The organism is Streptomyces sp. RLA123 (assembly GCF_056270165.1).
In genome coordinates, this window is record NZ_JBWDOR010000003.1 from 3,874,177 (window position 1) to 3,890,139 (window position 15,963).

Below are 15,963 nucleotides of genomic sequence, written 5' to 3' on the forward strand. Positions count from 1 at the left end.
TGTTCCCACGGTCGTCTCCGTTGTGTCCCTCTACTGGTTCTGGCCGGCGGCCGGCGGCGGGGGCGGCGGGACCTGGAACCAGGACGGATTGATGCTCGCACGATACGCACTGGTCAGGTACAGCGACTGGATGGTCTTCTCGAAGATCTTGAACGGCAGCTGGATCCAGAAGTCCGCGAAGCCCTGCCGGTGGAACAGCCGGCTGCCGCCGCTCATCACGAAGACGTTCTTCACCAGTGCGGTGGAGGCCGCCGTGGTGAGCGCGGCCAGGGCGTTGATGCCGCCGTCCAGGAAGGCGTCCGCGCCGCTGAGCTTGACCGTCTGGCCGTCGGCGTTGGTCACGCCCCACACCGCGGCGTTCATGCTGCCGTTGATCCAGCCGGAGATGACGCTGCTGCCCGCGCTGAAGGAGAAGTCGTAGACGCCTCCGCGCCAGCGGGTCGGGGTCTCGTTGCCGCCCCACTCGTTGGCCCAGTTCTTGTCGTGGTTGCCGGGCCGGCGGTTCCAGTGCTTGCCGCTGTCGACGTTGGCCCAGCCGGCCTTGAAGGAGCCGAGGTCCTGGAAGATCGCGCCCCGGTTCTCGTGGACCGCGGTGGTCAGGCCGGTCTTGACCGTCGCGCCGACCGCGGCGTTCGCGAACGCCTTCAGGGCGTCCTTGCCGGTGAACGGCTTGTTCTGGACGGCCGCGACGATGCCGTTGACCGCCAGATTCGCGCCGAACTCCAGGATGAACTCCTGGCCGAACTCCAGGGCCGCCTTGTACGCCACGGTCTGCCAGTACGGCTCGTAGCGGGCCTCACGCAGTGCCGCCGCGCCCGCACCCGGCCCCTCGGGCAGGGCGGTGCCGGACCACGGCATGCGCTGGGCCTCGCGGACCCGGCGGCCCCAGCCGCGGATCTCGGTCAGCGTGCCGCGGAAGTCGTACTCGTTGCCGACCAGCCGCATCCGGCCCAGAGCGTCGTGCTCGAAGACCAGGCCGTTGTCGGTGCGCTGGGCGACGAGCCGGCCGCCTCCGTCGTAGCGGTTCCACTGGCCGCGCCAGGCGTCGGTCTCCAGGAAGCCCTGTCCCTCGACCGCGCGCTGCCGGACGACGGCGCCGTGGTCGAACTCCTTCCAGACCGAGTGCGCGGTGGCCGCGCCCGTGTCGAACTCGCGCAGCCGCAGCGGACCGCCGGAGTGCACCGGGGTCTCGCGGAGCCTGACGGCGGCGGGCTGGACGCCGCCCTGGCCGGGCGGCGGGACGAGTTCGTCGCGGAAATGGCGTGCCCCGGCGGTCCATTGGTCCCGCCAGGCGTGCCCGTCCCACCAGGTGCGGATCTGGCGTCCCGCTCCGGGGTTCACCGGCGTGCCGTTCCGCTCGAACTTGGCGGTCAGCCAGCCGTTGCCGCCCGGGGCCGGGTCGCGCCACGCGTCCACGTAGCGGCCGGAGTCGAGCATGCGGCGCTCGCGGACCAGGTTCCCGGCCGCGTCGAAGTCCCGGTAGGAGTCGTCCCAGGGCAGCCGGGTGTCGCTCGAACCGCGGAAGAACTCGCGCCGTCCGGTGGTGACCGTGCCGTCCAGGCCCGTCCGGCGCCAGTCCCAGCGGGACGAGTCGACCGCGCCGGTGCCCTCCACGAAGGTGCCCGGGTGCGCCGGGTCCTCGTGGCGCAGCCCGGTCAGGTTGCCGTGCGCGTCCCGGGTGACCCAGGTTCCCCCTCCCGCGGGATCCGCGAGGCCTCGCGGTGCCGCGTACTCGCGCACCTGGCCGCCGGGCAGTCCCTCACGGGCGACCCCGTTCACGACGCCGCCCGCGACGACCCGGTCCTCCCAGAGCCGGCCGTCCGCCACCGGGACGCGGTAGCCGCTCAGGGTGCCGTCGCTCCACGGCTGGTGCGCCGGGTCGGCTCCCGGGAGATCCGGCCGCGCGACGTTGTCGCCGACCTTCAGGGTCGTGCCGTTGTGCAGCTTGGTGCTGGAGCGGGCGAACGAGCCGTCGGCGGCCAGATCCACGATGCCGCCGTCCATGCCGACGTACCGCACGCCCGACCCTGCCGCGGTCGGGGACTCCCTGACCCAGGTGAACATCTGGTAGGTGCCGTCGCCGAGGACGTGCGCGTACGGCGCGTCCGCGCGGCCCGCGCCCCGCATCCAGTTGTTGCGGACCCAGGACGGCGGCCGCTGCTCGCGCCAGCGCTCGGTGGTGAGGTGGCCGTCGCCGAACACCTCGCGCTTGCCGCTCTCCTTGCCGTGCGGCGACTGGCGTTCCCATGTGCCGGGCAGCGTGCCGTCCCGGGTGAGCGTCCACTCCTGGTACTGCCCGGCATGCTCGGGCATCCGGCCCATGCCCCACTGCCGCTGGACGACGGCGCCGCCCCGGGTGCGGTCGGTCCAGCCGGAGTCGTGCGGGTCGCGGGTCCGCGGGCCGTGGTCCAGTTCGCCGGCGGCGCCGTCGTAGCGGTGCCAGGTCCAGGTGCCGTCGGCGTTCCGTTCGGCGAGGGTGTGCCCGGCGCGGCCGTCGTACTTCTGCAGGCCGTCGCGGTACTCGCGCACGGTGTGCAGGCCGTCCTTGTCCCGCCAGCCGGTGCCCGCCGTGTCGTAGTGCCGGGTGCCGGAGCCCAGCGGCTCGCCGCCGTGGTCCCACCGCGCCCATGTGGTGCGGGGGTTGGTGCGGCCGAACTGGATGGTGTCGGTGCGGCGGAACGCGTCGAGCACGTCGCCGCCGGGCAGCGGCCGCCGCTCGAAGACCGCGACCGACGCCTTGGTCGAGCCGAGCAGGCGCAGCCGGCCGTTGGCCTCGCCCGCCCGGTCGACGACGCCGCGGTGGAAGGAACCGGTGCCGACGGCGTTGCCGGTGGCGTCGGTGCGCTGCCAGGTGTGGGCGACGTGGTCGACCGCGTACCGGAAGCCGGTCGCCCGGCCGTTGTCCAGGACGTTGACGCTCTGCCGGGCAAGGGTGCCGTTGCCGGCGAGTTCGACGAACTCCCCGTGCCGGGGCGTGCCGGGCAGGTTGAACTCGGCGCGCACGGCGTTGTTCGGCCGCGCTGTGACGTCCCAGTGCTGGAGGCGGGTGCCCGCGCCGTCCTCCAGCCAGCGGGCGCCCTGCGGGGCGGCCGCCGTGGGCGACTGCGTGACGATGACGCGGCCGCCGGGCTCACCCGGCAGCGGGGCGCCGTCGGCGGTGCGGACACCGGCCCCGTCGTAGCGGCGGAACGCGCCGTCGCCGGCGGTGACCTGGTGGCCGCCGCCGGGCAGCGGGGTCCTGTCCCCCAGGAACCGCCCGGTCGCCCCGTCGAAGACCTCGCGGCCGCCGCCGGGCAGCGTGATCTCGAAGTCGCCGTTCCCGCGAGGCGTGAGCACGCGGGCGGGATCGGCGGTGAACGTGTCGTCCAGCCACTGGGCCGCGCCGCCCGCCGGGCGGTCGACCTGACCGGCGGGGCGGCCGTCCCGCCCGGTGAGCCGCAGACCGTCGCCGATGACGGCACCGTCGGGCCCGAACCTGTCGTATCCCGTGGGGTTCGCGATCCGGAAGCCCTGGTTGCCGGGGAGGGTGGTGACCGCGTCGTTCAGCGCGCCGCCGCCGGTGTCGGTGAGCCGGTGGCCGCCCTGGAGCTCCGGCACCGCGATCCGGTCGCCGCGCGCGCCCGTCGCCGGGTCGACGAGGCCCACGCCCGTCTCGTGCGGGTGGCCGTCGGCGCCGTAACGCGTCGTCACGCCCGTCGCGTCGTCCGTCACCCGGAAACCCGCGTTCCCCGGCAGCACCGTCAGCCGGTCGCCGTGCACCGCGCCCGCCGCGTCCGTCAGCACCCGCCCCGCCGGACGATCCGCCACGAACAACGCGCCCCGCACACGCCGCGCGTCGGCAAGCGCCACACCCCTCTCCAGCAGGTGGCCGTCCGCGCCGTAACGCGTCGTCACGCCCGTCGCGTCGTCCGTCACCCGGAAACCCGCGTTCCCCGGCAGCACCGTCAGCCGGTCGCCGTGCACCGCGCCCGCCGCGTCCGTCAGCACCCGCCCCGCCGGACGATCCGCCACGAACAACGCGCCCCGCACACGCCGCGCGTCGGCAAGCGCCACACCCGTCTCCCCCAGACGGCCGTCCACGCCGTGGGCGGCGAAGACGCCGGTGGTGTCGTCGGTGACCCGGAAGCCGTTTCCGGGGCCGAGATCGGTGACGGTGTCGGGAAGGCGGTTGCCGTTCAGGTCGGTGACGTGGTGGCCGGCGCCCTCGGTCATCAGGACCCGGTCGGTGTCCGCCGGGGCTCCGTTCCCGCCGGTCAACTGGAGTCCCTGGTCCACGTGATGACCCTGGACGGTGACGCGCGTGGTGACGCCGGTCCCCGTGTCGGTCACGCGCACATCGCCGTCGTCCAGGAGAGCGGCGTGCAGCGCCCGCCCGTTCCCGTCCACCGCGGTGACGGCCTGCGGGCCCCCGCGGCCGGCCAGATCGACGTGCAGGCGCGCCCCGGTCGGTCGACCGTCGGCGCCAAGCAGCGGGAGGTCGTCCGCGATCCGGGCACCGGCGTGGTTGTACGTGACGACCACGTCGGAGGGCGTGTGGCGGACGTCGAAACCGCCGACGCCCTCCCGGACGGTGACCGTGCGGTCCGGGTCGGGGGTCAGCCGGCGGTCCACCACCTGGCGGGTGACGGTGCCGTCCTCCCAGGTGTGCTCCTGCACGGTGAAGCCGTTGGGCCCGGCGTGACCGGAGTCGGACAGGGAGGTCGACGTCGTCGACACCGGCACCCGCTCGGGCAGGAGGTTTCCGCCGCCGGCCGCGTTGATCGCGCCGCGTTCGACGGCGGCCCGCTCGTTGATCCCGCGCATCCGCTGGTCCACGACGTGCGGGTCGAGGCCCTCCGCGCGCAACTGGTGATACGAGGCGGCCAGCCGGTCGCGGGTGGCCAGCACCTCCCCTTGGAGGTGCTCGTCGATCGCGCTCATTGCCTGCGACGTACTCGCATCGCCGCCGCGGAACCCGTCCTCGGCACGGCCGAGGTCCGTTCTGGCCGAAGTGAGGTCGGCCCAGTGCTGCCGGGCCGCGTTCCCTTGCCCGCCGAGAAGGTCCTCGACGGCGCGGTAGTCGGAGGCCCAGGGCTCCGCTCCCCCGCCGGCGTGACCGGTCACGGGTGCGGGCGGCGCGGCCGGGGAGGTCTCGTCGATCCTGGTGAGGAGGGTGTCGAGCCGGCCGCGGGTGCTCGCGCGCAGGTTGGTGCCGGACAGCAGGGCATCGGCCCGACCGGCCAGGTCGCGCAGGCCCCCGGTCCCGAGGGGGGTGGTGCCGCCGCCGTGGAACTCGTCCAGCACGCGGTAGGCGTCCGCCTCTGCGTGGGCCTGGTCCCGCAGGGCCTGGACACCGGCGGCGCGCTCCGAACCGGGGCGGTCCCGCAGGAACCGGTCGGCGGCCGTGACCACATTGTCGAGCGCCGTGGCCCGTCCGGCGAAGTCGGTCTCCGCGACGCCCCGGAGGGCGGTCATGCTCCGGTCGACGTGCTGGATCTGCGACTGGCCGCGGATACCGTGCGGAGTCGCGGTCCGGTCCCGGTAGACGGCCGGGTCCAGCAGATCGGGGTGCGCCGGCCTCCCCGTGGCGCGGGTGCCGTCCGCGCCGCCGGTGTGCACGGTGCCCTCGATGTGCGGGGTGGTCTCCGGCCGCGGGACGGTACGCGTCGCGTCGACGCCCGTCTCACGGGGCGCCTCGGTGATGCCGCCGCCGTGCGAGGTGCTCGGCGGCAGCGCTTCGTGCGGCTTGACGCCGGCCAACTCGTCGCCGCCCAGGCCGAGATCCGCCCCTGTATGGCGGCCGAGGCCGCTCTCCGGGCTCACCACGAGGTCGTCGATCACTCCTGGGCGGGACAGGATGTCGTCCACCGCGTGCGCCGGCGGCAAGGCGTCGACGCCGCCGTTCAGGTCGGCGTCCGGCTCCGGGTGACGGCCGAAGCCGCCCTCCGGGCCCGCCAGGAACTCGTCCACCGCGCCCGGGCGGGACGTGACGTCGTCCAGGGCGTGCGGCGGCGGGAACGCCTCGATGCCGCCGCCGTGCAGGGCGTCGTCCGGCTCCGGGTGACGGCCGAAGCCGCCTTCCGGGCCCATGGGGGTCAGGGCGTCGTCGAGCGCCTTCGGCGGCAGGAAGGTGCCGGCGTCCGTGCCGCCGTGCAGGGCGTCGCCGGTGAGGGCGGGGGCGCTGTAAGACACCGTGCCCGAGCCGCTCGCCTCCACCGGTGCCGGCGTGTGCGGCAGGCCGGAACCGCCGGTGTGGGGCACGGGTGCCTCGGGGGCGGCGCCCAGCGCCGTGGACGCGGAGGACGTCGCGGGGAGATCGGGCACGGCCTTCTGCGGCAGGAACAGCGCGCGGGCGTCGTCGCTCAGGGCGATCACCTTGGCACCGGCGTGCTGGTACGCGTGCTGCGGCATGGCCTTGACGGCCTCGTTCACCTTGTTGCGGCCGATACCGAAGGCCTTCTGGATGCTCGAGCCGTTGAACTGCTCGAAACTGACCCTTCCGTCGTTCTCCGTCAGGATCTTGATCACCTGACGCATGTCCGCGGTCGCTTCCGGCAGCGCATGGGAGATCGCCCTGTCCAGCTCCGGCGGGAGCGCTGCCGGAGCGGGCTGGGTGGAGGACCCCGCCTTGGGCTTGGGCACGACGGGCTTCTTCCGGACCGACGGCCCCTGCTGCGCATCGTCGGCCGCCGAGTGCGCCGGCGGTTCCTGCGCGGGAGCCAGCCGGGCCTTGATGTCGTCCAGCAGCTTGGTGCGCTCGACGAACAGCTTCTCGGCCATCTCCAGGCGGTCGCCGGTGGCGGTCCTGCGGAACTGGTCGGTCAGGTCGACCGACTGCTGGGCGTGCATCTCCGCCTTGCGGAGGTTGAACCTGACGGAGTTGGTGTGCCCGCTCGCGATGCCGTTGTCGGCCTGGCGGACCTTGTCGAGCGCCTCGTCGTGCTGCTTGCCAGCGGCCCGGGCGAACGGGTCGACGGTGCCGTCGGGGAAGTACCGGCCGTCGCCCGCCGGGTTGTGGACGTCCACGAGGCCGGCCCAGCGCCCGGAGACCTCGGACCCCAGGGGCGTGAAGGGGAGGTTGCCGCCGAACTTCGCCTCCGGGCGGAACAGGTCGGAGACGACCTTGCCCAGTTCGTCCTGGTCGCCCATGACGCGAAGCACATGGGCCTTGAAGTCACCGCCGATGGAGTGCACTTCGCGCACCACCGACAGGGCGAGCCCGTCCCGCACGTCCGCGCCGTGGAAGACCTCCTGCTCGAAGGAGACCGTGCGCGTGGACTTGTCCGGGTACGTGTAGGTCCACTGGGCCCGCTCGCCCGTTGCCGTGAAGCCCTCGTCGAACTCCGCCGCGCGGACGTTCTTCCCCTCGAATTCCAGGTTCCGCATGGTCGGCCGGTCCAGGGGGTTGAGCTGGTCGTGGAGGGAGACCCAGCCGCCCTTCTGCTCCAGCACCTTGGCGTCGAAGATCATGGTGGTGGGTCCGTACCGGGTCTGCATCGGGGCCTTGCCGGACTCCATCCGGAAGAACACGAAGTCGTCGTTGCCCAGGTTGGAGGTGTTCTTCACCGAGCTCTTGCCGGACGCGAGGAACTTCAGTCCGCGGCGCTCCAGTTCGCCCTGGGACATCATGAATCCGCTGTTGGCCATGGTGTGGTAGGCCGGTGTCGCGTGCTTGATGTGGTGCGGAAGGTTCTCCACCCGGGCGCGGAGATCGCGAAGGGCCTGCGCGTCCCCGGCGTCCAGCTTGCCGAGCAGGGTCTCGAAGTCGTCCCGCAGCACCTGGATGTTCCTGCCGGAGAGGTTCTTGACGAACTCCCCCTTCTGCGTGGACGACAGGTTGCCGGGGAAGTCCCCGATCACCTGGGCCCACTTCCCCTCGGCGTCGGGGAGGACCTTCGTCCACTGATTGCCCGCCGGTATGTCCTTGTACGCGCCCCACACCCGGTACCTGCGGGCGACGTCGACAGCCGCGCCCGACAGCCCGCGAGCCGCCTTGTCGACGTCGAACGGCTGGGCCAGGCGTACTTCCTCCCCCGGCCGGGCCGCGACGAGGGCGTCGTCGACGAGCTTCGCGTAGTGGTCCACGGCGACGACGAGTGCCTTGTTCTCGGCGCGCAGCGCGTACGCGCCGCCGAGGCCCGCCGCGTCCTTGACGAATCCGTCCGTCATCACGCCCAGGCGGCCGGCCGAGCCCCTCAGCTCGTCGGCGAGCCCCTGGATCTCCCCATGGGTCGCCGTGGAACCGGGCTTCAGCGCGTCCTCGAGGGCGGCGACCCGCACCCGCACCTCGCCGGCCTGCGCCGTGATCTCCGGTCCGGTCCAGACCGCCTGGTCGGGACGGCCGGCGCCCTCCGGCGTGCGGGCGAACTGGTCGAGGTCGTCACCGTGCGTACGAAGCCGCAGGGCCTGGTCCACGTGGCCCGATCCGGCGAGCCGGTCGACCAGGCTGTTGAGCTCGACCTGGGTGAGGTTCCGGGAGCCGATGAGGTCGTCCACGGCGCCGTCGAGCACGGCCTTGGCCGTGTTGTCGTTCTGGACGGCGTTGTCCACCTTGGCCTGGGCATCGGGCAGCTTGGGCGAGTCGTCCGACAGCTGGGCCAGGTCGCTCTCGAACTGGCGGAGCTTGCTCGCGGCGCCGGCATGCCCCTCCAGGGCGTTGTTCAGCGGCGCGAGGTCGACCGGTGTGTGTGCCGCGGGCGCCGCCGGCGGCTGGTGCGAGCCGGAGCCGGACGGGGCGCCCGGCGCCAGGTCGTCGCCCGTACTCGTCGTCGAGTGCATGCCGCCGCGCACCCTCGGGAAGTCGTGACCCAGCAGCTGCGCCGTCACGTCCTCCGACAGCGCCCGCACCGTCAGCCGGCCCTCGATGCCGCCCAGCCGGTCCTGCACCGAGTGGTACGCGTGCAGGAACTCGTCCCGCGACACGGCCCCCTCGCCCAGCTTCTGCAGGCGCAGGTTCACCGTGTGGAACAGATCCGTCTCCCGCGACAACTCGGCGCGCACGGGACCCGCGGTGGGGGCCTCCTTCCAGGAGGCGGGCGTGGGCAGCGGGTTGAAGAGGTCGTTGTTGTGGAGCACATTGCCGCGCAGGTCGGCGGTGAGGTTGCTGAAGCCGGTACCGCTCCACTCCTGGGAGAATGCGCGGTCCCCGCCCTCGATCTTCACGGAGACGGCGTTGCGGTCCGAGGCGTGGGTGACCGTCACCGTGAGCTCGTCGGCGAAGCCGGGGCGGCTGACCACGAACGTCCTGACCAGCGGATCCGTGCCCTCCACGCGGACGATCGCGTCGTCGAGGCCGTCCCAGCGCCGCATCGAGCCCTGCTCGAAGGCCCGGCCGAAGTCGTCGAAGGCCGTTCCCGACGGCAGACCCTGCCACTCCTCGCGGATCAGCGCGGGAAGCTCGGCGTTCGGGATCTGCTCCGCGCGGACGGGGATGACGGTGATGCCGTCCGGCTCGACCCGGGGTGAGCCGGTGCGTACCAGCCTGGTCGGGGAGAGCGTCACCTCGGACTGGTCGCTCAGGGCGACGGCGTCGTCGAACGCCTTCTCGTAACCCGGCGGGTACGCCATCGCCAGCTTGCCGTGGTTCGCCGGCACTTCGATCTCGAAGACCACGCGGTTGCTGTTGACGCCGTTCTTCGCCCACTCCGCCTGGAACGCGCGGTTGTTGGACGTCGAGGCGGGCAGCCGCTCGATGAAGACGTCGGCCTGCGCCGCGTGCGGGTCCATGGCCACACCGCGCCACACCGTCATCGGCTCGTTCGCGCCCTCGTGCAGCAGGCCCTTGGTGACCTTGTTGAACTCCTCGACCTTGGCGATCAGGCCCGGATTGGCCTCCAGGATGCCGGCGTTGATGTAACCGCCGTAGCCCTTCTTGGATGTGAAGGCGCCGCCGATGACGTTCTGCATGAACAGTTTGAGGTCGTTGTCCACGGCGGCCTTGCCCAGGTGTGTACGGGCCAGGTCCGTGGCGGCCGTCCAGTTCCCGGCCTCGGCCGGCGGCACGTGGCCGGGCGGTGCCACCGGCGGCCGTCCGGAGGTCTCGGTCCTGATGAGGACGCCGGTGGCGCGGTCGTAGACCTGGTTGCCCAGGGGCGAGGCGACGACGATCTCGCCGTCCGGGCCCAGCTTGGCCGGCCACGCCGAACCGCCGGCCCGTACGTCCTCCACCGCGTTGTTGGCGATCGTGATCGTGGCGCCGCCGAAGTGGCCGTCGGACAGTGCCGTCGTCTCCTGGGCGGTGCGCAGCTGCGGCCCCAGCCGCTTGTACGTCCAGCTGTGGACGACCGAGCCGCCGGCGTCCAGCTCCCGGACGGTGAACTGGGCACCCCCGCGCTGGACATCGGCCACCTCGAAGCGGTGGCCGCCGACCTCGGTGTTCCCCAGCAGTTCCGGGGCCTTGCCGCGTTCGGCGCGGACGACGAGCCCGTCCTGGCCGGGGATGCCGACGACCGAGCGGTTGTCGACCGCCGGCAGAGGGGTGGGCTGGTGCGGGGCCGAGGGCCCGGCGGTGCCCAGGTCGTCGCCGGCCGCCGCCGGGTGCGTCCCACCCGGCGCAAGCAGGTCCCCGGGCTGGTGCGGCGCGCCGCCGCCGAGCCCGTATCCACCGTGCGACCTCACCTCGGGAAGCGGCGCGCCGCCCGTCACCTCGGCCCAGTGGGCCTCGGCCTGCGCCAGCGCGGTGTCGGCCTGCCGGACCGGCTCCCATGATTCGAGGTACCGGACGCCGTCGGCCTCGGCCGAGGTGCCGACGCCCTGCTCGTACCGTGCCTGGAGGTCGTCCCGGACGATCCGGGCGTCGATCACCCCGCGCCGGGCGTCCGTGACGGCCGCTCCGGCGTCGATCGCCGCCGAGTTCCGCGCGGCGTCACCGTGCGCACCGCCGTCGCCCGGCCGCGAGCCGGTGGTGTCCGGCGTGTGGTCCGGGGCCCTGCCCTTGCCCTTGTCCACCGACGGGGCGGGGGAGTCCGTGATGTCGTCCAGGACGCCGTGCCCTGCCGTGCCGGCCGACGAATCCACGGACACCGGCCGCGCGTCGAGCGCGGACGTCATGAACTCCTCGGTGAACCGGCCGGCGTCGGCCCGCCACGTCGGCAGGTTCTCCAGCGCGTAGCGGTAGGCGCTCCCCATCTGGGCCGCCGTGATCTGGTGGTCCGCCAGGACGAGCACACCGTTGCCGTGGATCCCGTCGACGCCGCCGCGGACGGCACCGAGTTCGCCCGACGCGCCCGGGCCCAGGATGACCGGCTCGTGCCGGCCCGGCAGCCACACCGACAGCGAGGGACTGCCCGTCTCGCGGTCCATTCCGATCACCAGACGGATGTCGGCCCTGGAGTCGCCGATCGCGTTCTCCACGTGCTGCCGCACCGGTCGCGCGTCCTCCACGAACCGCATGAAGTCGTCACCGCCGACCCCGTGGAGATCGATCCCCGTGCCACCGTGCCCGGCGCCGCCGGGCGTACCGGGCTGCCGCCCGGGGACGGCGTGGAAGTCGCCGCCCGTGCCTCCGTGCACGTCCGCCTGCGACCCCGACGGGTGGACGTCCGGCATGCCGCCCAGGCCGCCGTCATGCACTCCGGACCCGTGGAACACCGACGGCGTACCGGTCGACAGGTCGTCCACCGACGTCCGGAACACACCCATGTCGTGCAGCATGTCGTCGATCTGGTGGAGCACCAGGTCCATCTCCGACGTCCCCGACGTCCCGGACATCGTCGACGTCCGTGTCGATGTCGACGGCGACGGCGACGGCGACGGCGACGGCGGCGGCGCGTGGTGCGCCCCGGGCGACGGCACGGACCCGAGGGAGTCCCCGGCGGCCGGGGCACCCGGCAGGGGAGCCGGCTGCGGGAGACCGTTCGCCCCGCCCCTTCCGATCCCGGAGAGGGCGTCCCCGGCGGCCGGGGCGCCGGCCGTGGGCGCCGGAAGATCGGCCAGCCCGGGGCGCAGCGTGCCGTAGGACGTGCCCAGTTCACGGGAGAGCTGGCGCCCCGCGTCGTCGCCACCCATGACGACGGCGTGCGTGACCATGGTCTCGAACCGGCTGAGCAGATCGAGCTGATCCACCTGGAGGGGCGTCTTCGTGTCTCCGACGATCAAGGGACGCTGGTGGTCGAACAGCACCCACTGGCGTGCCTTGACGAAGGCGTTCTGGAACTGCTCCGGAGGAACGACGCTCCCGTTCTTCAGATAGGCGTCCGCGGCCCGGTAACGGGCCAGGTCGCCGGCCGTCAGATCGACCACGGGCGACGGGCCGTCCGCCCAGTGCCAGGCACCGTCGCGCCGCAGCATCGTGTCGACCAGGCGGTACGGGGCCGCGACCCACAGGTCCGCCACCGACTTGCCGACCGCCGCGGAGACGAACCCCTCGGCGAACCGCACGCAGTTGTAACGGAACAGGTCGTACACGGCGCCGGAGTGCGCCATCGCGTAGCGGTATCCGTCGAACAGCTGCGCCGCGGTGATCCGGTAGGTGCCCAGGACACGGACGTGACCGGACAGGACGTACCCGGCGTCGTCGACGATGGCACCCGGGTGCCCGAACAAGCCGTCCGAGGGATAGAACCCGATGGTCAGGGGCGCGCGCTCACCCGGCAGCATCACCGACACCAGGGCGTGGCCCACGTCGTCGGAGAACTCCCGCCAGGTCCGGCCGCCGGGATTGGCCAGGATGGCCACCTCGATGTCGGCCGCGGGGTTGTCGAAGGCGCGCTCCACGTGCTGCCGCAGCGGCCGGATCAGGTCCACGAACTCCGAGAAGCCGTCCAGGTCCTCGGTACCGCCCTGGCTGACCGGGGACCCGGGCACCGAGTCGTCGTCCATGTCGAAGTGCGAACGCATCGGTGCGCCCGTGTCGTCCATGTCGAAGTGCGAACGCATCGGCATGCCGGTGTCGTCCAGGAACATGTCGTCGAGCCCGGCGAGCAGGCCGCTCTCCGGCCGCGGCGGGACCGGCGGCGCGTGGTGCCCGCCCGCCCCCGAGGTGGCAGGCGCGTCGTGCGTGAGGTCCGTCTCCCGCACGCCGCCCGGGAGCCTGCCGCGTTCCGGGCCCGCGATGTGCACGGCGAGCTGGTCGGCCTGGGCCCGGATGTCGACCTTCGTGAAGCCCGCTCCCCTGGCGTTCTCCAGTGCCTCGCGGGACACGTTCATGGTGCCCGGCGTCGTCGCGTCGTGACCCATCTTGCGCAGCTTGATGTTGACCTCGTGGAGCAGGTCCGCGTCACGCGACAGCACATGGCCGCCACCCGCCACCGACGCGGGCGTCTTCCCGGCGCCGGCGGAGGCGGGTGCCGGGTCGGTGACGGTGTGCGGCGTGCTCTGCGGGGTGTGCGGGCCGCGGCCGCCCGGTCCCGGGCGGACCGGGGTGCCGTGCAGATCCTCGGCCGCCACGGGGAGCAGGGGGTGGTCGCCCCTGCTCGCGGGCGCGCCCGCGAAGGCGTGGCCCGCGTCGTCGGCGCTCTTGCCGGGGGCGCCGGCGAAGGCGTGGGTGTCGGCGGGACGCACCCCGGTGCCGGCGTCGACCAGGTCGAGCGCGGACCGGGGGGCGTTGCCCGGCGGCAGGGCGCCCGCGCCGTGCGAACCGGGGGTGACGCGGTCGGGAGCGGCGTTCGGGCGCGGGGAGCCCGGGGAGTGGACGAGCTCGTCGAGGTGCAGGCTGGTCTGATGGGCCGTCAGGGCGCTGGTGGTGCGGTCGCCGAGACCGGCCCCCGCGCCGGCGGGGACCGGGGTGTTGGGGGTGCCGCGGCCGCCGGTCGCGAGGAGGTCGAACGCCGTCGTGCCGGTGGTGCCGGGACCGCCGTGGTGGAGCCGGCCGATCGTGGTGACCGGGGGGTGGGCGCCCGTCGTCGGGCCGCCCGGGGTGATGCTCGCCACCAGGTCGTGCGCGGTGGTGCCGGGCGGGGGCACCTGGGTGCCGGTCAGCGCGGTGTGCAGGGCGCCGGGGCCGGTGCCCGGCGCGCCCGGGGTGAGCAGGTTGCCGGCCGCTCCGGTGCCCGGGGGCGTCATGTGCGTACCGGTGAGCGCCATGCTCCCGGGGGCGTGGGTGCCGCCGGGGCCGCCCGGAAGCAGCACGTCGGCGTGGGCCGCGGTGCCCGGGGGCGGTGCCTGCACGGCGGTGAGCGCGGAGTGGGTGCCGCCCGTGACGGGGGCACCGGCGACGAGGTCGACGCCGTGCGCCGCCGGGGTGCCGGCGGCGCCGGGCAGGTACAGCCCGGAGGGGTGGAGGGTCGGTGCCGAGGTGACAGCGCTGACGCCGAGGCCGCCGTCGGCGCGGGCGGGCAGCGGGCTGAAGCCGTCGAGCCGCATGGTGTTCAGGTGGGCCTTGGGGATGTCGACCAGGGCGTCCAGCTGCCGGGAGGCGTGGAAGCCCAGCCCGGCCCGGTCGCCGATGGCGCCGACGGCGCCCATGTGGAGGGACGGGGGCCGCAGCGCGGACGCCATGTCGATCGGGCCGCTGTTGAGTTCGAAGGGGCGCAGGCCGGCGTGGGTGCCGGCCCAGTCGCCGAGCCGGACGTTGCTGAGCTCGATGCGGGGCATCTCGACGAGCCCGTCCACGCCGTGCGGGCCGTGCGGCATCGGCACGGCGCTGACACCGTGGCCGATCGCCCCGCCGAGGGGCGCGCCGAAGATGTGGTTGCCCATGACGCCGCGGTCGAAGAGGCCGATGCGCAGTGCGCCGCGCCATCCGTACTGGCCGATCTCACCGGCGTCCACGGGCAGCAGCAGTCGCGTCCACTTGGTGCCGCCGAGCTCCCGGACGGCGAAGTCCCAGGTGGCCTTGGTGCCGGTGCCCACGCCGTGCCAGGCGGTGACGATGCCGCGGCCGAGGCCGTTCCAGCCGGCGACGACGCCGCGGCCGAAGGTGGCCGGCAGCCCGCGCACCACTCCGGGGAGGGCGCGCAGGTTCTCCAGGACGGTCAGGCCGCCGCGCTGGAAGGCCATTCCGGTGAGCGCGGGCAGGTTGTGGATGCCCTGCATCACCCACAGTCCGCCCTGGCGTACCCAGGTGGAGCTGAGCCGCACGAAGTCCTGCAGGCTCGGCATGATCGAGGTCAACCGGAAGCCGTTGGTGAACAGGTTGCGCAGCGCCTGGAAGGTGCCGCGGGCGATCTGGGTGAACCCCTTGGCGAAAGCGGTCCCGCCGGCCTTGATGATCTGGAAGATCGGCAGGGCCTTGGTGGTCGGGGCCAGGATGCCGAGACCCGCGAGGAAGAGGTCGAGGAAGTTGGCGTCGCCCTTGGCGAAGTCGACGATGGTCTTGACGAAGAGGGTGAGGTTGACGCCCAGGGCCAGCAGCGCGATGGGCCCGCCGAAGATCAGCGCCGGGATGATCAGGATGATCGCCAGCCACTGGAAGGCTTCCCAGAACAGCTGGCACTCGGAGATGGGCAGCTGGATGTTGGCGACGCCCCGGATGGCACCGGCCGCCGACGAGGCCCCTTCGCCGTGCTCGGTGCCGGCCTGCCGGGCGGTGGTCGCGTAGGTCTCCCGCTGCGGGTCGTCCTCGGAGAGCCCGCGTCCGGAGTTGAGGGCGCCGTCGGCCCTGGACTGGAGCTCGACCAGTCTGTCGGCCCAGCCGCTCAGGCTGGTCGAGGCGGACTCGAAGGACTGCGCCACGTTTTCGATGTGGTGGCGCAGCCGGTTGTCGACCTTCCCGCGCAGGGCGTCGGCGGCCGCGCCGACGAAGACGCTGTCGCCGGCGGTGTTCATCACCGCGTCGATGGCGGTGCTGATCTCCCGGGCCGAGGTGCCCAGGTTCTTCAGCTCGGTGGAGAGCGTCCTGATCTGCTCGGGGTCGCCCGGGGTCGGGTCTCCGGACAGCCCGATCGCGTTCCAGTCGGTCGGGCGTGGCATACGGGGTTCCTCCCGGAACGACAGGACGCGGGGCGGGTGCTCCCACCGGGACCACGCACGAGCGCGGGGTGCGGTTCACGTGACGTGCGCTACACAAGCGGCCGGAGGTGAACCGCCCGGGCCGCCCGCGCGTGG

1 protein-coding gene is annotated in these 15,963 nt (G+C 73.4%); it reads right to left on the reverse strand.

Going from position 1 to position 15,963, the window contains the following annotated elements:
- Window positions 1-30: 30 nt before the first annotated feature.
- A complete protein-coding gene (locus RV983_RS17625; protein WP_475986724.1) occupies window positions 31-15,828 on the reverse strand; it encodes a hypothetical protein in 15,798 nt (5,265 codons plus the stop codon).
- Window positions 15,829-15,963: the final 135 nt, after the last annotated feature.